This window comes from Xanthomonas hortorum (genome assembly GCF_040279205.1).
Classification (GTDB): Bacteria; Pseudomonadota; Gammaproteobacteria; order Xanthomonadales; family Xanthomonadaceae; genus Xanthomonas; species Xanthomonas hortorum_F.
The window spans coordinates 1-20,630 of record NZ_JBEOLS010000004.1 but is presented as its reverse complement, the minus strand read 5'-3'; the positions used below and the strand labels follow the sequence as shown (position 1 = coordinate 20,630).

Sequence of the window (20,630 nt, the reverse complement as noted above, 5' to 3'; positions counted from 1 at the left end):
TAAATTGACCCCACCGGCTCAAGCGGACTAGATTGAGCCCCCTTATCGCCATGGAGGCCGGCCTTGCGCCTGATTCTCACACCGAGCCTGCTGGCCCTTTTGCTTACGGCCTGTAACGCCCCGGAGACCAGCATGACCCAGACCACATCCCCCGCAACCGAGGCCACTGCAGAAGCCGACGTGGAGGCGGGCGGTCGCGGCCTTGCCAAATTGAATCCCAGCCCACGCAAGGCCTTCGAGGTCACGCTCACCTTGGACAAGGCGCCCGGTACCTTCGGCCTGGTGCAGGGTGCGGCGCAATACGACGTCAGCAATGAAGCCGAATGCGGCAAGATCCAGCCCGACACCGGTACCGCCGGGCGCATCACCAGCCAGGAAGATTTCGCGCTCAAGAAGATCTCCGACACCGAATATCGCGGCACCGTCTATCTGGACCTGATGCAGGACGAGGACTACTACGGTCGCGGCGTCTGCCATTGGGAATTCAGCGGTGCCAGCGTGCTGCTCAAGGCTACCGGTGCCGAAGAAGAGACGCGCTTTTTGTCGTTTATCGAAGGCAAGACGGTGACTGCGCAGCAGCCGCAGACAAAGTATTACTGGAAGGAAGGCTATCCGCGCTCGGAGTCCAAGAGTTTCCCGGACACCGGTGAGCTGAGCCCGGAGAAGTTCAAGCCTGATATCCGCGACAATCTATTCACCATCACACTGGCTGCCAAGGAAGTTGCGCCATGAGCATTCCATCTCCGCAATATGCGGGCTTGTCTGAAGATGCCTACAAGGATCGCGCCGTCGGCCGGCGCGCACCGGGTCAGGAAGAGATTGTCGACATCGAGGGACAGCGTTACGCCGTTCTCGACCACGTCAACAACAAGTCCACTGGCTACCAGGGCACGATTTATCGCAACGAAGGCAGTGGCGAAATCGTGGTTGCGCATCGGGGCACCGAGGGCGCTGCCAAGGACATTCTTACCGACGCGACCATGGTCACCTCGCGGACCAATCCGCAGGCAGCCGATGCGCTGGCGTTGACTCAGAACGCGATGACCATTGCCAAGGATGTTGGCAAGCGAACCGGTCACGCACCCGAGGTCACCGTCACCGGCCACTCCCTCGGCGGCGCGCTCGCACAGGTCTCCGCGCACCACTACGACCTCAAGGGCGAAACCTTCAACTCGTACGGCGCAGCCAGCCTGAGCTACCGCATTCCGGAAGGCGGCAACAGCGTGATCAACCACGTCATGGCGTCCGATCCGGTCAGTGCCGCCTCGCCGCATTTCGGGCAGGTGCGCATCTACGCCAAGCCGGATGAAATCACCACGTTGAATGGCGCCGGCTACAGCAACAGCAAGGCCAACTTCCTGATCCCGGACTACCCGCTGGTGGCGGCCGGCAACTCGCTGGGCGCGCACAAGCTGGGCAACTTCCTGGGCGAGCACTCGGCGCTCACCGATCCCAACGCGCGCCCGCTGGCTGAAAAGAACGCGCGGATGATCGACGAATACCGCAACGATGTGGATGGGCTGCGCACCGGCACCACCATCCTGACGCGTAGCGCGCGCGGGCTCGGCCAGGACGCGGTGGACGCCATCCGCGGCCCGCTCGCACCGGGCGAACCCGCAAAGCGCGACGCACGCGAGCACGGCAACGACCACACCTCGCTGCGCATCGATCAGCCCGGGCATGTGGGCAATAGCCTGTTTCAGGATGCGCAGCGTGGCGTCCACGCGCAGGACGCCCGTGCCGGGCGCACGCCCGACCAGCACAGTGCCCAGTTGTCCGGCTCGCTCGCATCGGAAATGCATGCCGTCGGCGGTAAGCGCATCGACGAGGTGGTGATGAGTCCGGACGCGGCGCGCACCTTCGCCGTGCAAGGCCGCGCCGACGATCCGGCGCAGCTGCGCGTCAGCGTGGAGACGATGACCGCCATCAATACCCCGCTGGAACAGAGCAGCCAGCGCGTTGCAGAAAATGCCGCGCGGCAGTCGGTGGCATTGGAACAACAGCAGTCGCAGACCCAGCAACAGCAGCAGGGTGCCCGCGCGATGAGTTGAGTGCGGTCATGCGGTCGCGGCCGGTGGTGTTCATTCGTTCAACCAGCCTCCGTGACGCAGTGCCACTTGAGTCTGCCAACTGCTTCCATCGCACGTTGCACCAAAAACGCCGGCTTGCCCGGCGTTTTTTGTTTGATCGCTACCGATCCTCCGGCGAGAGCTTGTTGAGTACGCCGAGCACGCAGGGCATCAGGAGTTGCGCTTCCAGCAGCGTGCCCAATTGCCGGCAGGCCTGTAGCGCGTTGCCGTATCTGATCAGGCCCAGGTCCATTGCGGTCGCAGACAGTCGGCCATGCGTGCCGTTGCGGCGACAGAGCGCCCGGATCAGATGCCTCGCGCAGTACCGCGCCGTTTTTCTGTTGCACCCGCACAACATTGTGCTGGCGAAAATAGTGCCAGTTCGCTGGCGCAAGGTTTTTCCGCCGCGAACTATGCCGCAATCGCCCAACACCTATAGCGAGCGCAACCGCGTTGCAGTGCCGTGTTTGAATCGCCACCGTTTCGTAGCGTGCGTGGCTGTCGCGGCGTTGCCCGCTTCGCCGCACAGCACGCATCGAGATTCAGGGGGATCAGGCAAGGCGCCAGGTGGCGCGACATCCATCGATCAAGGGAGAGGGTTTCATGAGCATGTTTCGTAAGGGCTATAGCCGCTTGCTGTTGGTGCTGCTGCTGGGTTTCGTCAGCGCCGGTGCGGGCGCGCAAGGCATCGCCAAGGGCGCCGATGTCAGCTGGCTCAACCAGCAGGCCGCGGCCAACCCGCCGCAGGTGTTTCGCGATGCCTCGGGCAACACCGCCGACTTCATCAAGCTGTTCAAGGACGTCGGCGGCAATGCTATTCGCCTGCGCGTGTGGGTCAACCCGTCCGGCGGCTGGAACGATGGCCGCGACACCCTGGACAAGGCCAAGCGCGCCGCCGCGCAGGGCATGCGCATCATGATCGACTTCCACTACAGCGACAGCTGGGCCGACCCCGGCAAGCAGACCAAGCCGGCCGCCTGGGCGGGCCACTCCGTCGCCCAGCTCAATACCGATGTCTACAGCCACACCCAGGGCATCCTCAAGTACCTCAAGGACAACGGCATCACCGTCAGCTGGGTGCAAGTGGGCAACGAGATCAACAGCGGCATGCTGTGGAACGAGGGCAAGACGCCCAACTTCGCCAACCTGGGCCAGTTCATCAACAGCGGCTACAACGCCACCAAGGCCGTGTACCCCAACGCCAAGGTCATCGTGCACCTGGCTAACGGCTACGACAACGCCAACTTCCGCTGGTTCTTCGACAACCTGCGCTCGGCCGGCGGCAAATGGGACGTCATCGGCATGTCGCATTACCCACCGGTGGGCAGCTGGCAGGACTACAACAACCGCCTGGACAGCAACATGCGTGACATGATCTCCCGCTACGGCAGCGACGTGATCGTGGCCGAGGTCGGCATGGACTGGCAGCAGGCCGCCACCACCCGCGCCATGCTCACCAACCTGCTCAGCCGCAGCAACGCCATCGGCTCGCGCGTGCTCGGCGTGTTTTATTGGGAGCCCAACGCCTACCCCGGCTGGCAGGGCTACACCATGGGCGCGGTCAACAACAACGGCCAGCTGACCGAGGCGCTGCAGGCGTTCTGACCGGCCGCGCCACGCAACCGGGCAATATCAACCGCTCCCGTAGGAGCGCACCCGGGCGCGACGAGCTTTACCGATAACGCCACTCGCGCCCAGGTGCGCTCCTACGGTGCATGCATATCGGCCCATTCCGCGCCGAGCCGGGCGCTGGCGCTCGGCAATCGCCCGCCAGCGGCCCTTATCCTTTGGTCGTACACCGGCAGCGGCCGCATGCGTGGCACCTGCCACCAACACACCCACGCACAACACCATCCCATTCCATACGCACCCGTAGCGAGGAATGGCAACAGGTGCGTGCGGTACACTTGGGGGTTCACGAATTCACGATGTCGACACACCCGCGGGGTGTGTCCCCCCGGGAGCGCTAATGAACTGGTTGAACGAAGTGCTGCACAACGATCCGAACCCGCTTGAGACGCAGGAGTGGCTCGAATCGATCAAGGCCGTCATCGATGTAGAAGGTCCTGAGCGCGCCCATCAGCTGCTGGAAGGCATGGTCGAACAGACCCGCCGCGCCGGCGCTTACCTGCCGTTCTCGCCCACCACCGAGTACGTCAACACCATCGCACCGGCCAACGAGGCCAAGAACCCCGGCGACTCCGCGCTGGAGTGGAAGATCCGCTCGATCATCCGCTGGAACGCCATGGCCACCGTCGTGCGGGCCAACCGCAAGCCGGGCGACCTGGGCGGCCACATCGCCTCGTTCGCCTCCAGCGCCACGCTCTACGACGTGGGCTTCAACCACTTCTGGCGCGCGCCCTCGGACAACCACCCGGGCGACCTGCTATTCATCCAGGGCCATAGCGCCCCGGGCATCTACGCCCGCGCCTTCCTCGAAGGCCGCATCAGCGAAGCCCAGCTGGACAACTTCCGCATGGAAGTGGACGGCCAGGGCATCTCGTCCTACCCGCACCCGTGGCTGATGCCCGAGTTCTGGCAGACCCCCACCGTGTCGATGGGCCTGGGCCCGCTGGCGGCCATCTACCAGGCGCAGTTCATGCGCTACCTGGAAAACCGCGGCCTGATCGAGAAGTCCGACCGCAAGGTGTGGTGCTTCATCGGCGACGGCGAGAGCGACGAGCCGGAAACCCTCGGCGCCATCGCGCTGGCCGGCCGTGAAGGCCTGGACAACCTCATCTTCGTGGTCAACTGCAACCTGCAGCGCCTGGACGGCCCGGTGCGCGGCAACGGCAAGATCATCCAGGAACTGGAAGGCGTGTTCCGTGGCGGCGGCTGGAACGTCATCAAGCTGCTCTGGGGCGGCTACTGGGACGCCCTGCTGGCCAAGGACACCGACGGCGTGCTGCGCAAGCTGATGATGGAAACCGTCGACGGCGAATACCAGAACTGCAAGGCCTTCGGCGGCGCTTACACGCGCGCCAACTTCTTCGGCAAGTACCCGGAGACCGCGGCCATGGTGGCCGGCCTGTCCGACGACGACATCTGGCGCCTCAACCGTGGCGGCCACGACCCGCACAAGGTGTACGCCGCCTACCACCAGGCCGTGAACACCAAGGGCATGCCCACCGTGATCCTGGCCAAGACGGTCAAGGGCTACGGCATGGGCTCGGCCGGTGAGGCGCTCAACCCCACCCACCAGACCAAGAAGCTGGACGACGCGGCGGTCAAGCACTTCCGCGACCGCTTCAACATTCCGGTCACCGACGCCCAGCTGGAAGACGGCCAGGTGCCGTTCTACCACCCCGGCGAAGATTCCCCGGAAGTGCAGTACCTCAAGGAGCGCCGCAACGTGCTGGGCGGCTTCCTGCCCTCGCGCCGTCCCAAGGCCAGCAAGTCGTTCGTCGCGCCCACGCTCGACAAGTTCGAGCGCCTGCTCAAGGACAGCGGCGAGCGCAGCTATTCCACCACCATGTCGTTCGTGCAGAGCCTCAACATCGCCCTGCGCGACAAGGAGCTGGGCCCGCGCATCGTGCCGATCGTGGCCGATGAAGCGCGCACCTTCGGTATGGAAGGCATGTTCCGCCAGATCGGCATCTATGCCCCGTTCGGCCAGAAGTACAAGCCGGTCGATGCCGACCAGCTGATGTACTACCGCGAAGACCAGACCGGCCAGGTGCTGCAGCAGGGCATCAGCGAGCCGGGCGCCATCGCCTCGTGGATGGCCGCCGGCACCAGCTACTCGGTCTCCGACGTGCCGATGCTGCCGTTCTACATCTACTACTCCATGTTCGGCTTCCAGCGCGTGGGCGACATCGCCTGGCAGGCAGCGGACATGCGCACGCGTGGCTTCCTGCTCGGCGGCACCGCCGGCCGCACCACGCTCAATGGCGAAGGCCTGCAGCACGAAGACGGCTTCAGCCAGGTCATCGCCGGCTCCATCCCGAACGTGCGTAGCTACGACCCGACCTTCGGGTTCGAAGTCACCGTCATCATGCAGCACGGCATGAAGGCGATGATGGAAGACCAGATCGACGAGTACTACTACATCACCCTGATGAACGAGAACTACGCCCACCCCGGCATGCCGGAAGGCGCAGCCGAGGGCATCATCAAGGGCATGTACCTGCTCAAGGACGCCGGCAAGCCCAAGAAGGGCGAGCTGCGCGTGCAGCTGCTGGGCAGCGGCACCATCCTGCGCGAGGCCATTGCCGCGGCCGAGCTGCTGGACAAGGACTTCGGCGTCACCGCCGACATCTGGTCCTGCCCCAGCCTCAACGAAGTGCGCCGCGACGGCTACGCCGTGGAACGCTGGAACCGCCTGCACCCGGAAGCCGAACAGCGCAAGCCCTACGTCACCCAGCTGCTGGAAGGCCGCCAGGGCCCGGCCATCGCCGCAACCGACTACGTGCGCGCCTTCGCCGACCAGATCCGCGCCTTCGTCCCGATGACCTACACCGTGCTCGGCACGGATGGGTTCGGTCGCTCGGATACGCGTGCCAACCTGCGCCGGTTCTTCGAGGTCGACCGCTACTACATCGCACATGCGGCGATTGCCGCGCTGGCGAAGGATGGCAAGATGACGGGCAAGGATGTGGCCCGGGCGATCAAGCAGTACAAGATCGATCCTGAGAAGGCGAATCCTGTTGGGGTTTGACGTAAGCGTCGTGACTCTTGCCTCATATGGCAGGGGTCACGAATTCAACTTGCAGTGGTTGCTAATTAAATCAACGGCTTAGGCCCTTCTCGATCGCCTTCATAAATGTAGTGTGGAGGGTGTATGGAAAACGCCTCTTAAGGGGCGTTTTTTCGTTTGTGGTAGCGACGCATGAGAGCTAAGCGCGAGCCATTTTTCGTTTGTCGTAGTTCATCTAGATCCCAAGGAGGATGGGTGCAGTCCTTGGTGCTCACGTGGCTGCCCCTGAAAATGCCGTCCTCGATTCAGGTCGCAGCCGCAAATGATGCGGGTCGGGCTTCTTGGGCTAGTTCACGCCATAGGCGGTGCACTCCCACGGAGCTTAGGCGGGCGCTGGTCCGTGGCGACGCTAGGGCATAGCGTCGCGCAACAGAGAGGCGCCCTTGGCTCGGCCACCACTCGACTCTCTTGTCCTCTAGGTAGTCGCCAGTACACTGGCACGCAATTGCGAGGCGTCGGGGGCGAGCAATCGTCTCGGGTGCCATGCCGCCGCCTGGCAGCGTCCGTCGCAGGCTGCGCGACCCGATTTGTTCATTCTAGGTCTGGGCTTCGAAACATTGGTGATGTCGATCAGCATCACACTTGCAAAGGAAACAAAATGTCGTCGGTAAAGACTGAAACTGAGACCGTAATCAAGCGAATTCTTCCTTACCTCCAGCGTAGGGGATACAACCCCACCGAAGATTTCGACTACGAGACAGCTACCAAATCCACCACTCGATACGCCGCTGGCTATGTTGATATCGTCGTTCTCAACAAGAGTGGAGCTCCGGCGTTCTTGGTGGAAGCGAAGCGCAGTTCGAGGAGGCTTGCAGCCAAGGATGTCACTCAGGCCCTCGACTACGGTAAGTCGCTCAAGGTTCCGTTCGTCGTTGTAACGAACGGAACAGAGTTTCAGTGCTTCAATGCAAATTCGGGAGAGGCCATTCGCTGGGATGGCAAGTTAGAAGGCAAAGTTCCTACTAAGGCCCAACTGCCCGCCGTCCTGCGCGCTTTCCGTTCGAACAAGGTAATCACAGACGTTGGGCTTTCCGCTGACTCTAGTGTCCCGTTCCGTCCCGGTTTGCCTTTGAAGCAGCTTAACGCGTTGTTCGCGCGTTGCCATAACACGATTCGGAAGATTGAGAAGAACGAAGAGCATGCTTTTGCAGATTTCTCAAAGCTTTTGTTTCTCAAGCTGCTTGAGGAGAAGGCAGACCTAGATGGTTCGACGCTGATGCTGCCCTATTCATACCTATTTCACGAGCTCGCCGCGAAACCTGATCGCGAAGCCGATCAGGTAAGGGACGCTATTGAAAGGATGATCTCGGATATTAAGAAGACGACGTCATATGGCGATGTCCTCGCTGATCCTATTCATCTCAAGCAGGCCAAAACCTTCCATTATATCGTTCGGCAACTTGCTGCTGTGTCATTTGAAGACAGCGGGCTTGATTATAAAGGGGCTGCATTTGAGTACTTTGTTCGGGCAACACTAAAGGGTAAGAAGCTCGGACAGTATTTCACCCCGCGACCATTGGTAGAGCTGATGGCGTTGCTGGTTGGTCGCGAAGCAATAGTGAATGCAGCCATTGCTAATGAGCCCACCAAGGTGCTGGACCCCGCATGCGGAACGGGTGGCTTTTTGGTGTTTATGCTCAAGAGTGCATTGCGCCAACTCAAGGAGCGACTGGATTCCAAGAGCATCTCTCAGTCCCTGTACGAGAAAGCGGCGCTGCGCCTCAAGGCCGAGATCTTCTTTGGGTCCGACGCCAATGACGGTGTGGCGGCCGCCGCAAAAATGAACATGATCATTGCGGGAGACGGGCATACCAACATCCGGCCGGAAGACTCTCTTCGGGTGGGATCGAAGAGTTGGAATGTCGCGCTACCAGACTGCGACTACATCCTGACAAATCCTCCCTTCGGCACATCGGAATCCGAATCGCTTCCGTCTGTCGAGCTCGCTCAGTATCCAGTCCGTACGACTAAGGGGCAGAACCTGTTTCTTCAGAAGATGATTCAGTGCACGAAGCCGGGCGGCTACATCTGTACTGTCATAGACGATGGCGTTTTAAACACCGAAAGTGCGGCGAGTCTTCGCCGATATCTTCTTGAAGAGTGCAAGTTGCTCCTCGTCGTGCAGCTTCCAAGCGAAACTTTTAAGCCGAACAAGATAAATGTCCGATCTAGCGTCTTGTTGCTTCAGCGGAGAGTCAAACCTGATCGGCCAGTTTCTGATAAGTCCCCCGTGGCCTTCTGTAGCCTTGATTCTCTCGGTTATGACGGTTCGGGCGAGAAGATTCGTGGCTTCGACATGTCGGCCTTACTCCAAGACTTTGATCATAAGGTCATGGCACCGAAGAAACCCGGTCCGCGTAGTGGAGTTCATTGGAGCGCGTTTGATGTTCCGATGATCGATATCGCGGCTGACTCGACCGCAAGAATGGATTTGAAGTACTGGGAACCGTCTGTAATAGACCGGATCGGTTTGCTGCGCTCTGATCATGGACAGGCAGTTCGGTCGCTGAATTTGGTGAGCACTAGGCGTGGGAAAAGCCCTCCGGCGGATGTCTACGTTGACGAAAATGACGGATTCGCACTGGTTGTGAAGGCAGGTAGCAATATCAACTCCCACGGGCTGCTTCAGACTGATGCAAGCTCTGACTATGTAGAGAAGTCTGTGTACGAAGATCTGCCGGAGCACTGCAAGATTCAACAGGGAGACGTGCTTCTGTCGTCTACAGGTGATGGCACATTAGGAAAGGCCTGCGTGTACGACCGTGAAGATCCGGCGATTGCTGATGGCCACGTAACAATTATTAGAGTCGACCCGTCAATTACGGACCCCTATTTTCTCGCGGACTACTTGAGGTGCGGATTCGGCGCAGATCAGATTTCGAGGCTTTACACTGGTTCGACGGGCCTCATTGAGCTGACGCCGGAGCACGTGAACGAGATTGTTGTTCCTAATCTTAAGCGCGCTGCTCAGGTCAAAGCGTCTAAGTTGGTTCGGAAGGCCGAAAGTGATTTCCGCGGAGGGGTAACTCAGGCGAATGCGGCGCTTCTTGCGGCTCGTGCTAATTTTGTTGCCGTGATCTAGGTGTTCAGTCCCGGCATTAGATGGATCAGGTCGATCCTGAACTTCTCGGGCTCGCAGGATTAACGGGGGCGGAGTAACGGGGTAAACCTCAGGGTCAGGTTCACTTATCAATCGATGGCACTCTGCTTGCGTGGCCGATGAGCGGGCCTGACGCCGGCAAAGCGGCGGGTCTTGGCTTCGACCGTCGCGTGGAAGGCGTCGTGGCCCAGAGCTCGCTGCTGTTGTAGATGGAAGCGGATGCTAGCGAGAGCAGGTCGTCGGAGAGGGCTTCATCAAGCAGGGCATGCTAGGCGTTGCATCGCTCAATCGGGTTGCTGCCAAGCGCAAGCCAACAGGGGGGTGGCGGCAGTGCCGAGTGTCCGCGTTGCCCCAGATTGGCTGGGCAGCTGGACCAGCGATATGCCGCCGAGTCGTTGGTCAGGCGAGCACGTACCGGGTTGAGTTCAATGTAGCGATAGCTGCGAAGGACGTAGTCAGCACTGTCCACAATGCAGGCGTTGTAGCGCCCTTCCCATAGCGTGCCGATGAGCCCGTGGCGGCCGTTGAGCAGCGCCACGTAGTTGCGCCCAAGCCGCTGCATCAGCTGCCCGATCCGACCGTTTGCAGGTGGCGTGGCAAGCAGGTGCACATGGTTGTCCATCAATACATAGGCATGCAGCTGACAGCCTATCCTGTCAGTCGCTTATCGGGTGGGAGCAGGGGGCTGCGGTAGGAACAGGCAAGGGTTGGGTGTGCTATGGAGTAGCCTTGTAGCGGCAAGGCCGGCAGAGATTCCAAGAGCAATCATGATCACTGCGGCGTACTGTCGACGCGATCCAGTGTTTGTTGATGCGGATGCCTCTTTGCATTGTGTCCTCCTAGTAAGCATGTCGAGCTGTCGGGCTGCACTGTCCCAATCATTGCAATGAACCAAAACTTGATGCACTTCATCAGCGTCATTTATCTGCACGATGTACAGGCGCTTGCTAGTCTCGTGCTCGATTCGAGATTCAGTGAGCATCAAAGTAAGCGAATCGCAAAGCATCTTGTCCGTTCCCGAGTAAAGGATTTCCATGGTGTGAACGCTCGCATTGGGCCGCGCGGAGAAACGGTGGCGGCTTGAGTGAATAGTGAAGTAGGCGGCCGCACGGCCGATTGAATGTTGCGGTAATGCATCTTCTTGCGATGACTAACGGGGTCAGGTTAACTTACTAATCGAAGGCGATCGGCCTAACTCCTGCAAAGCAGCAAGTGTTGGCTTCGGCCGTCGCGGCGAGCACCTGCAAGTACAGATGCACGGAATCCGGCAGTTGTCCCCAACGAAAAACACGCCGCCTTGGCGCTCAATGACCCGGCGCACTTTTGATCGGTGCTCATTGCATCGCTCCTTGATTGGAATTAAGGGGACAACGTTTCTTCGCTGTCTGCGTAGACCAGTACGACCTTTCCCCCTGCATACGGTACGGTGACTTTCGGTGTCCACGGCTCAGCTGGTGGCATGGCAGCTTTTGCCATGGCATCACACTTCTCGTTGATGCCGCATCTGCGGATGGCGATACGCAACACACCAGGGTCATTGGCGAAATCAACGCCGGGAGAATAAAAGAGACTTTCTGTAGGCATGTGGTAGGTGATTTGGAGTGAATCGCCTAATTTTTCGATCTTGACCGGCTGAACATCATTTTTCTTGTAATCAGAGCGCATGTTTCCTCCTGCACAAGCAGCCAAGGTTGATAGCGCGAGTAATCCTGTAGTGAAAAACAGCCTAATTTTAACGCCCACGTTTCTGCCTAATTATGGGACTTGTACAGACACGTTAGCACCTGCCAGCTCGGCAAGCCAAAAGCCAATCTCAAGCGTCGGAAGCAAGCTATTCGCAGGGTATCTGGACGCTAACGTGTCGCCGTTCGTAGGCGGGTCGAAAGTCTGCTGAGGACAGGGTGATCAGACTTGCAACCCTGGTGCATCCGGCTTTTTACTCTGCGCCTGAGCTTCAACGCTCATCGCGAGTGCACGCGTCTGTTCGGCAGATTGCACGCGGACCTGGCTCTGTTCAACTGAACTCTCCACCGCATCTGCCGTGCGCATTTGTTCACGGTGGTACACGGAGGTGGTGGGATCTCCCTGGACCAGGAAGACATATTCGCCAGCTGCTGTGCTGGTGCCTGCTCGGCCAAGCACTACGTTGTCCACACGTTCCATGCCCTGCTCTTTGGCGAGTGCATACAGGCTCCAGGTCATGCGATCACTTGCGGCATCCGGAGCACGATTCAGAGAATGATCGATCCGATGTACGCCATCCTGGATTTGAGCAAACATGGGGTCGGTAGGCGATGGAGCCTGTGCGCTGAGCTTGAAACCCTCCGAGGATCCACGCGAAGGCGCGGCCGGGTCCTGAGGGACCAACGGCTGCCCACTCGTAGGAGGCGCGATCCTGCGATCGTCCGCATCGAACCACTGCTTGCCGTCAAACCTGTAGCCGCTGCGTACCGATGCCGCGCCGACGTCTTGGTAAAGGTCCTCCCCGAAGTCCGGGGCGTTGACTGTCTCACCTTGTGCGTTCTTTGGTAGAACGGGTTGAACACCGCTGGCTTTGAGCAAGTTGCTGACAACACCGTTGCTGTTGTTGTACAGCGGAGAATATTCCAGTTGCGCGTGATTGATCTGCTCGGCAGCCTTGACGGCGGACTCGAGCTTTGCGGCTAATTCCTGGTCAGAGCCACTCCAGGCAACGATACGCTCGTGACGCTCGCCTGGTGCGGGCCAGTCTGGAGCGGTGATCGTCTCTTTCACGACGTCGCCTCTTACGTCCCGTGCAATGCCAGGGTCGGAAGGATCCAGCTGATTCAAGGGAACTCGCTCGTAGTTCCCGTCCTGCTTTAGTCGGTACCCAACCTCATAAGGTGCAACGTAAGGCGCCGCTTGGACAATGATGTGCCCAAACTTCTCCGAGCCAAGAACCGTGCTCTCGGCAAAATTTGCCAGGTCATTTCCCTCGGCTCTGGTGTCGGGTCCTCCACGTACTACAGTCTGGCTACCATCGGATTTCTGAAAGAGCAGGTAAAGATGGCGGCGGTCACCAGCAACCTCGCTTGCCCCCACCCAAATTGTTGCCTTCTTCTGCTCATCCATAACTTATTCTCCAATATCCTGCGGAGCCCGGTTCACCACCAGCGTGCTCAAGTGGATTCCGTCAGCAGAATGAAAGCCGACCATCCAGGTAACCGGCACAGCTGGCGCTGTCACCGATGGCTGCGCCTCTTCCACGATAGGGGAAAGCGTGCACATCACCGACGCTTTGTAACCTGCGCCGGGAGAGCTCAACGCTTGGCAACGAAATCCAAGATCCTCAAGGTTCTTCTGCGCAGTCGTAAGTGGTGACCCGACAGGATTAGCCGCTTGAAGCTCTTGCCTTGCCTTGGAGGCAGACTGCTGAGTATTAAAGCCGGGCCGTGAGTCTTGCTGCATGGCAGAGCACCCTGGTATGAAGAAGAGACTAGCAGCTGCTAGCAATGCTAAAGAACTAAGGTTGGCGTGAGGATTCGTTTGCATGATTTGACAGCTCCACCGCAATCACACGGATGGTTATCCATGTGTAGACCGGTTGCAAGTATGCCCCCTGCGGGGTAGCGGAGCTATGAAGTTACGGAGGCGGGCTAACCTGACCATGCCTGACCCCAATCTATGCATCAGCTGCTGTTACGTCTTTCTCTTTGCCCTTTAACGCCATATCGAGCAAATATTCATAGGTCTGAAGCTTACCCCTAGCCGATGTGGCAACCCAGCAGATCATCCAGAAGAACAGCAGGAAAATCCCCACCATTGCTGTCAATGGGGACATTGCTAAAGGATTGCCGCCAGCGCGAAGAACCAAAAAGAGCGACGCCGCAACCGGAAGAAGGCCTAGCTTGTCGATGCTTCCAGCCAATAGCGCAATGCGGCCCGCACGGCGTGTATGGCTGTAGCGAGCGTGATCCAGCATGATTTGCAGGGTTGCTGCCGAATACCCTTGCAGCCAAGTCACCTCCTGCATAAATTGCTCTAGCTGATGATCAGTGCGCATTGCTTGATCTAATGTCCATCGACGTAGATCACTCACAATCCCATAGATGCCAAGCAGCATCAGGATACCCAATGCCACTAATGCAACCCGGAGGCCGGCGGTTGCTACCTTTACTAGCAACTGAGGCGGAACACTCGTGAAGCTGAGGAATGATGCAATCAGCGTCGAAGCGATTGCCAACACCATAACGATGGCGGCGCCGCGCAGGAGGCGGCTTGGGCTGGCGCTATCTGCTGGAAACTCCGGTAGCGCGCTGAGGCGCTCTTCTAATGCCTTGAAAGTCAAGGGCACGACCGGTGCTACGCCGCTACTTTCCATGACGCCTGCCATCGTTGAGTGATACGGCAAGATTAGAGGTGTCTGGTCTACACAGCCAGGTGGAAATGATGGGACGGCACGAAATTTCTTTCGTAGTGCGTCCGGTGCATAGCGGGCCTGTGATCTCAGATATTTGATCACACAGGTCGTGTGTCGCTGCCTTTCGGATCTGCCTTCTAAGAACAGATGGCCACGGTTGACATCGCGATCAGTGCGCTGCAATCTCCAAATCAAGGAGCGTCGAAACTCCGTACATAGCGGTACCCACCTCCGTCAAACCGGTGGGTTTTTTGTGCCTGCATCCTGCAGGTACAAGCCGATGCGATGCCTGCGTCGGGAGGGCGGCTAATACAACACCCGCAAGGGGAATATGCCCGCCGACTATGTACGGTTTCGAACCTCCCGACATCCCGTCGCCGTTGGCGGCGGTTCTTGGGTTGTTCCAGGAGGGCGTTGCCATGTCTACCGCACCATCCACGCCGGCATCGGTGCCGGGTTATCTGTTGCCAGCCTCCGCACACGGCTTGCTGTGGGACGTAGGCGAGGTGCTGCGCCGGCTGGCCGCACGCGCGGCTATTGAGCAGGCCAGCGACGATCCCGCGCAGCAGTTGCTCAGCCAACCCGGTGTGTTGTCGCAGGCCTTGCGCAGCCTGTCCGCACGCATCGACGTGGCGCTGCAGCAGTGCGTTGCTGCACCCATCACCAATACTCGCCACCCGGAGGCGCCATGACACGCCGCCGCCCACCCAACGCGTCCGCCACCGCACGGCCCACCCGTCAACGTGCGCGCCCCGCGCCACCCAAGCGGGTGCAGTGGGTCATCGTCGAACCCGACCGCACCCAGCTGCCACCGATGCTGCCGCCCGAGCCGGACACAACGCCGCAAGGCCCCGGCCGTTTGCATGCACCCCGCCGCGCCCGCCGCCCGCGCCAATGCACCGTCAGCTACACCCTCTACCCCGGCGCCCACGACCACGCCGGCGACCAGCACGTGCCCCACGTTCGCCTCAGCGGCCTATGGCTGGAACAACTGGGCTTTGCCATCGGCAGCAAGCTGCGGATTACTGCAAGCGAAGGGCAGTTAGTGATGGAGGTGGTGGCGCCGGTGGAGGTGCCGGCCAAGGCGCGCAGCGTGCGGCGGTGACGCTACGGCCGCCAGGAACCTTGCGATTGACCTCGGTGCCGGATGCCACTAGCGTCGCAGCCACACCAGCGCACAACGGACGCTTCATGATCGCGCGGCCCCTCTACACCTTGCTCGCCACCCTCGCTCTGGGCGCATGCGCCCACACGGTGGCCACCCCAGCCCCGGCAACCGTCACGGAGACATCTGCCATGCGTTCCTCACCCGATTCCGCAGTCATTCCCGCTGGCAGTGAATCTAGCGGGCCGATACGAACGGCAGAGGATGCGCTTACCCGCATGCTTGCATTGATTGAAGCGATTCACGGACTTGACGATCTGACACCTGACTACCTGCAGTCCAAAATGGGGGTTCCGGTGACGCATGCGGCAACAGATCCCAAGCGTTACGGCGCCAGTGCTCCGCTTACCAGTGAATGGGGTTACAGCTTTGGCATGGACCAGACACCTACTGCGGGGCGTTGGTTCGAGTTCACCTTTGTTCCAGCGCAAGCGGGTGCTTCCCCGCCCATGACGGAGATCTGCAAAGTCGATTTCGATACGTTTACCAAGAAGCTAGAGAGCATCGGGTTTGTGCGTCAACGCAACATGGTGGAAGACGGGCGATGGATGAGTGACTTCTTCAGTCGCCCAGGCATGCGCGTGGAGGTGTTTCCACGAGGCGAGGCCGATGCGCCGCAGGAGCGGGTGGAGCACCACTGCGTTGAATGGATCTACATTCGTTAATCCAAGGAACGGTCATGCCATTGAGTCCACAGGCGCAAGCGATTGTTGATGACTTCGGCCGCCAGCCAGGCGTCAGCCCCGAACATGTCGTCAATTTGCAGGGTGTGCTCGCCGCATCGCCCGTTTTGCTTGATCAATTCAATGAGGCGGTTGCCAAGCAGCGCGTGCTCAGCCTAAAACCCCTAACCGACCCGAATGCAGGCGGAACGTTCACGCCGGATGATCATTCCATCCGGCTACCTCTGGCCAGGTTGTCGAATGGACCTGGTGGGAAGTCGCTCGACTCCGGTGAGATGACGTTTGTACTAGGCCATGAATTGCAACATGGCCTATACAGCCCAGCGGCAGCCGCCTCTCGTAAAGATTTTGAAACCGCTGCGGTGCAGATAGCCAAGACCACGCACGACTATTCTGACGCAGCCGAGAAAGTGCTCTCAAGCAACCGTATGGATGAAGCGAGTGCAGAAATCGCAGGCTGGAATGCAACCGTTAGCAGGGTAAGGCAATCAAATCCGCAGGCTTCCTTGGAAGATATTTATCGGGAAGCGCCAGGCCGTATGCATGACTTCATTGATCGGACTGGCGGAATGCCGCAATTTAATTACGCGCTCAAGTCCAACCTCACCTTGAACGCAGATATGACGATGCCCGCCAACGCTGCCAACGTCGAGGCAATGGGCGTCAACTTCTTCGACAAGGCTGCCAAGAGCACTCGCATTGGTCACGCGGGGCAGTCTGACTACGCCAACCACTACGGCCCGTGGGTGGTTGGAACAGCTGCCATCTACGAGCGTCACTACAACAAGCCCAGGCCCGGCGATCCAGAACAACCAATGATCCTGGACATGCAGCGTCTGGGATTAAAAGAAGAAGTACTGGAACGCAACGGCATCGACCTGGGCAGCGATACGCGCCCCATGCCTTACCTCGACAGCAGCACGCAGCCACCGACGCCCGGCCTGTTCCAGCACAGCAAGAATACCCACTTGCACGTGTCGCCAATCTCCGTGCAGGAGTTGGAGCACGAGTTGCGTGAGCGCGACCCGCAATCACAATCATCACCGGCGCTGTCGCCCTCGCAGCCTGGCCACGCGGATCATGCGCTGTACCAACAGATCAAAGGTGGCGTAGAAAAGCTCGATGCGCAACATGGCCGGGAGTGGGATGCATCGAGTGAGCGCATGACGGCAAGCCTGCTTGTGCTCGCAAAGGAAGAAGGCTTATCGCGGGTAGACCATGTGCTGCTCAACAACCCGACAGACAAGCTCGCGGCCGGAGAAAAGGTGTTTCTGGTGCAGGGCACCCAGAGCGATCCAGCGCACCACCGTGCCGACATGGCCACTGTGCAGGCAGTGCAAACGCCTGAAAACCAGTCGTTCGAGCGCGTGCAATCGATTAATCAAGCCCAATCGCAGGCACGGGAGCAGCAGCAAGCGCTTGAGCAATCGCAACAGGAAGTCCCTCCGCCTGGACCAACGATGACGCGTTGAGATCGTTTGCGGACATGCTTGCAAAGGATTGATCAATTCGCGAGATAGAAGGTTTTTCTCAATTTCCTTTGCGCAAGTCCGCTCTCCACAGCACCCAAACCGCCACCGATGCTCGCGCCCGAGCCGGACACAACGCCGCAAGGCCCCGGCCGTTTGCATGCACCCTGCCGCGCCCGCCGCCCGCGCCAATGCACCGTCAGCTACACGCTCTACCCCGGCGCCCACGACCACGCCGGCGACCAGCACGTGCCCCACGTCCGCCTCAGCGGGCTATGGCTGGAACAACTGGGCTTTGCCATCGGCACCAAGCTGCGGATTACTGCAAGCGAAGGGCAGTTAGTGATGGAGGTGTTGGCGCCGGCGGAGGTGCCGGCCAAGGCGCGCAGTGTGCGGCGTTGATGGTGCGGGGAAACAGAGACCTGCGATTGACCTAAGTGCCGCATGCCACTAGCGTCGCAGCCACACCAGCGCACACCGGACACTTGATGATTGCGCGCTCCCTCTGCGCCTTGCTCGCCACCCTCGCTCTGGGCGCATGTGCCCACACGGGGGCCACTCCAGGCACGGCAACCGTCACGAAGACATCTGCCATGAGTTCATCCAGCCCTGCCCCTGTGCCGCCTGGTAAGCCCACTGCGGAGGATCTGCTTGGCCTGCTGCTTGCTTTGGTCAAGGGCAGCCACACCATCTCTGACTTCACTCGCGAGCGTTTGAGTTCGGCAATGGGTCAGGTGGTTCAGCTCGTGAAGAACGACAAACGCCGATACCGTGCGTTCGGCCCGCTCAGCAAAGAGTGGAGTTACGGCTTCGGTGTTGATGAAACCAAACTCGATGGGCGATGGTTCGAATTCCGTTTTGATCGCAATGTGGCGCTTGCATCGCCTACGATGACCGAGATCTGTCGTCTCGACTTCGACCACTTTACCCAACAGCTCGAGCGAATGGGATTCACACGCGAGCGCAATATCGTCGAGGACGGCCGCTGGATGAGTGATTTCTTCACTCGCCCAGGGATGCGTATAGAGGTTTTTCCACGAGGCGAGGCTGTGGAGCCGCAAGAGTTGGTGGCGCACAAATGCGTCGAATGGGTCTATATCCGATAAGCCGAGGGAGCGGACATGTCACTCAGCCCTGAGTTGTCAGGCCTCATAAAGCAATGCGTGCATAATTCCCACTGCAGCACCAACACTCATTGGAGAAAGGCCGTGCCCCTTGCAAACGATCGAATGCGCTTTGCACTCATGGCATTGATTGCCTGCCTGATCGCTGGCTGCAGCATGCAACCGCCGCCTGCAAACGTGCCTATCGCAAAGGAGCAGATAGAGATGAGAACGGTCGTCCCGTTGGTACGGAGTTTGACCCCACATGATCGTGGGCCTACAGAGCTGGAATTCGATGTGCCAGCACTGCCCGACGATGCCACTCCGCCCGTTTTCATCGGTGTGCGGCTAACCGGCGTCGACCCAACCGCAGTCTCGGAAAGTGCTGACAAGCTGATTAGCGCTGGTGTTTCGGCCGAACTCCACTTGGAGCGTATTGAACCATCCGGCCCGGTCTCCGTGGAATTGCAGCGTAGTCAGCGTGTGGGAGTAGGTCAGCAGGCGTCCATTCCCTTGTCAGCTGATGGTATGGCGCCTGGTCTGTTCGCTTTTGATGCAGACGGTACGACGCTGCAGGACGCTGGTTTGTCTACTGAGCAGACCGCATCCAGGAAGTTGGCGTTCGGCTATAGCAATGCTGTCCAGCCAGGCCGTTATCGGCTCAAACTGCGCTTTGATCAGAACGCCGAGGCGCTGGTTGCGGCTAATGCGCAACTTCTTATCGCTTACACCCACAAGGGAAAGTGAGTGGAATGAGCTTGGATGATCATGACAGGCGCTATGCAGCCACTGTCTAAGTTGCTGCAGCAGGTGCGCCGTTGATGGCCGGAGGCACCTCGCTCGATGGCCACATGTACTGCTCGATTGACGACGGAACGGCTGTCAACGGTTAAGGGTTTTCGCCTATCAAGCATAGCGAGGCCAGCGGCCCAGGAAAAGTCTCGTTCAATGACGTCGATATCTATCAAAAACCGTATTGCTAACGCACTGACCAATCTCGATGAAAACATGCACATTGGTGCCAAATCAGTCTGGAACTTTTGCTAACCCACCACTCAAATCTCATGTAATTGGCTGATCAAAGCGTCAACAGTTTCGCAGCATCTTGGATTCGTATGCCCTTAGTACGGGCTGGGCTGACATGGTGGGAGAGGGAATCGCCATCCGCGTAATTCTGGTAGAACATCGCTTCACCGCAAGAAGGAGCCGCGCCGTATGCCATTCGCTATCTTTCGTCCTTACGTTTCGGCATCGGTTGCAGTGGTCGTTGCCGCCTTGGCAGGATGTGCCATGACCGAGCCACCGATCTCAAAGAAACAGTTTTCCGAACATGTTGTGACGCTGCTGGCCGGCAAGGACTCGGCTGTGGTCGAAGCCGGCAAGTTGACCGATTTCCCTTGGAAGACGCTGTGCTTCGAGCGCGATGATAGCCTGCTGCTGAAGTTCGATCGCGGCGGGGAAACGTCCGTGTTGCCACTTCCTTACGAGGAGTTCTTCGTGGACGAGGCGCATGTGGCCAATTCCCTGGAAGATAGCTGTGTCACGCCATCCGATCACATCCTGATCAAGAAGAAGTATCCGGGCTATCAAGGGCCTATCGAGTTTCAGAAGGCAGCGCAGGGAGGCTAAGCCATGGTCGACTTTGCGAATCTGCGCAAGCCAGGCATGAGGTTGTGCAGGTGTATGCTGGTATCGCGACGAGCTGAGCCTCACGCCACGTGTGACCGGTTGAAAATGCTCTAGGGAGCCTCTGAACAAAGCACAGCAGATGCGCGACACTATTGCCACAGAGTGAGGAATCATCCATGCAACTGACGTTCGGTGACGCTGAGGGCCTGGGTAAACGCAAGCAGACCCGGCGCGAGATCTTTCTGGCCGAGATGGAGCAGGTGGTTCCGTGGCAGCAACTGCTCGGGCTGATCGCACCGCACTATCCGGTGTCGGGGCGGCCAGGTCGGCAGCCG

At 59.4% G+C, this 20,630-nt stretch carries 18 protein-coding genes and 1 pseudogene; 14 read left to right on the top strand and 5 right to left on the bottom strand.

Annotated elements, in window-relative coordinates; genetic code table 11:
- Window positions 1-132: 132 nt before the first annotated feature.
- Complete coding sequence (locus ABS769_RS02815) at window positions 133-732, top strand: hypothetical protein (RefSeq protein WP_317062941.1); 600 nt, start codon at window positions 133-135, stop codon at window positions 730-732.
- Window positions 729-2,051, top strand: a complete 1,323-nt coding sequence (locus tag ABS769_RS02810) for an XVIPCD domain-containing protein (RefSeq protein ID WP_350498069.1) — start codon at window positions 729-731, stop codon at window positions 2,049-2,051. The genes ABS769_RS02815 and ABS769_RS02810 overlap by 4 nt, the downstream gene beginning before the upstream one ends.
- Window positions 2,052-2,190: 139 nt before the next feature.
- Here the strand turns inward: ABS769_RS02810 and ABS769_RS02805 are convergent, their stop codons facing one another.
- Window positions 2,191-2,322: a hypothetical protein gene (locus ABS769_RS02805; RefSeq protein WP_350498068.1), complete on the bottom strand. Its 132-nt coding sequence runs from the start codon at window positions 2,320-2,322 to the stop codon at window positions 2,191-2,193.
- Window positions 2,323-2,672: 350 nt separating this feature from the next.
- On the opposite strand from ABS769_RS02805, the gene ABS769_RS02800 reads away from it, so the two are divergent.
- The 3 genes from ABS769_RS02800 to ABS769_RS02790 all read left to right on the top strand — a co-directional run bounded on the left by ABS769_RS02800 (window position 2,673) and on the right by ABS769_RS02790 (window position 9,847).
- Window positions 2,673-3,674, top strand: a complete 1,002-nt coding sequence (locus tag ABS769_RS02800) for an arabinogalactan endo-1,4-beta-galactosidase (RefSeq protein ID WP_350498067.1) — start codon at window positions 2,673-2,675, stop codon at window positions 3,672-3,674.
- A gap of 364 nt (window positions 3,675-4,038) precedes the next feature.
- Window positions 4,039-6,726 carry a pyruvate dehydrogenase (acetyl-transferring), homodimeric type gene (gene aceE, locus ABS769_RS02795; protein ID WP_350498066.1) on the top strand — a complete coding sequence of 896 codons (2,688 nt, stop codon included), beginning with the start codon at window positions 4,039-4,041 and terminating at the stop codon, window positions 6,724-6,726.
- Between the two features lie 637 nt (window positions 6,727-7,363).
- The gene (locus ABS769_RS02790; protein ID WP_350498065.1) at window positions 7,364-9,847 is read left to right on the top strand and encodes an N-6 DNA methylase; all 2,484 of its coding nucleotides are present in this window, start codon (window positions 7,364-7,366) and stop codon (window positions 9,845-9,847) included.
- Between the two features lie 286 nt (window positions 9,848-10,133).
- On the opposite strand, the gene ABS769_RS02785 is transcribed toward ABS769_RS02790, so the two are convergent.
- The 4 genes from ABS769_RS02785 to ABS769_RS02770 all read right to left on the bottom strand — a co-directional run bounded on the left by ABS769_RS02785 (window position 10,134) and on the right by ABS769_RS02770 (window position 14,207).
- Window positions 10,134-10,487, bottom strand: a complete 354-nt coding sequence (locus ABS769_RS02785) for a transposase (protein ID WP_350498064.1) — start codon at window positions 10,485-10,487, stop codon at window positions 10,134-10,136.
- Between the two features lie 737 nt (window positions 10,488-11,224).
- Entirely contained in the window at window positions 11,225-11,530 is a 306-nt protein-coding gene (locus ABS769_RS02780; protein ID WP_228423423.1) for a hypothetical protein, read from the bottom strand.
- A 240-nt stretch (window positions 11,531-11,770) separates the two neighbouring features.
- On the bottom strand, window positions 11,771-12,958 hold the full coding sequence (locus tag ABS769_RS02775) for an XVIPCD domain-containing protein (RefSeq protein WP_350498063.1): 1,188 nt from the start codon (window positions 12,956-12,958) through the stop codon (window positions 11,771-11,773).
- A 550-nt stretch (window positions 12,959-13,508) separates the two neighbouring features.
- Window positions 13,509-14,207: a hypothetical protein gene (locus ABS769_RS02770; protein WP_350498062.1), complete on the bottom strand. Its 699-nt coding sequence runs from the start codon at window positions 14,205-14,207 to the stop codon at window positions 13,509-13,511.
- A gap of 458 nt (window positions 14,208-14,665) precedes the next feature.
- Here ABS769_RS02770 and ABS769_RS02765 point away from each other — a divergent pair, with 458 nt between their 5' ends.
- The 9 genes and pseudogenes from ABS769_RS02765 to ABS769_RS02725 all read left to right on the top strand — a co-directional run.
- Window positions 14,666-14,938: an XAC0095 family protein gene (locus tag ABS769_RS02765; RefSeq protein WP_115007129.1), complete on the top strand. Its 273-nt coding sequence runs from the start codon at window positions 14,666-14,668 to the stop codon at window positions 14,936-14,938.
- Window positions 14,935-15,351, top strand: a complete 417-nt coding sequence (locus tag ABS769_RS02760; protein WP_350498061.1) for a SymE family type I addiction module toxin — start codon at window positions 14,935-14,937, stop codon at window positions 15,349-15,351. Before ABS769_RS02765 ends, ABS769_RS02760 begins: the two co-directional genes overlap by 4 nt.
- Before the next feature lie 86 nt (window positions 15,352-15,437).
- Window positions 15,438-16,076, top strand: coding sequence for a hypothetical protein (locus ABS769_RS02755; RefSeq protein WP_317063228.1), 639 nt, complete (start codon window positions 15,438-15,440; stop codon window positions 16,074-16,076).
- A gap of 14 nt (window positions 16,077-16,090) precedes the next feature.
- Window positions 16,091-17,566, top strand: a complete 1,476-nt coding sequence (locus ABS769_RS02750; protein WP_317063225.1) for an XVIPCD domain-containing protein — start codon at window positions 16,091-16,093, stop codon at window positions 17,564-17,566.
- Window positions 17,567-17,674: 108 nt separating this feature from the next.
- Window positions 17,675-17,965 (top strand): SymE family type I addiction module toxin, encoded by a 291-nt coding sequence (locus ABS769_RS02745; RefSeq protein ID WP_317063226.1) that lies wholly within the window; start codon window positions 17,675-17,677, stop codon window positions 17,963-17,965.
- Between the two features lie 86 nt (window positions 17,966-18,051).
- Entirely contained in the window at window positions 18,052-18,669 is a 618-nt protein-coding gene (locus ABS769_RS02740) for a hypothetical protein (RefSeq protein WP_317063227.1), read from the top strand.
- A 195-nt stretch (window positions 18,670-18,864) separates the two neighbouring features.
- Entirely contained in the window at window positions 18,865-19,413 is a 549-nt protein-coding gene (locus ABS769_RS02735; protein WP_317063229.1) for a hypothetical protein, read from the top strand.
- 543 nt (window positions 19,414-19,956) lie between these two features.
- Window positions 19,957-20,295, top strand: a complete 339-nt coding sequence (locus ABS769_RS02730) for a hypothetical protein (protein ID WP_317063465.1) — start codon at window positions 19,957-19,959, stop codon at window positions 20,293-20,295.
- A gap of 176 nt (window positions 20,296-20,471) precedes the next feature.
- Window positions 20,472-20,630: pseudogene (locus tag ABS769_RS02725) on the top strand (IS5/IS1182 family transposase); the annotation flags it as partial.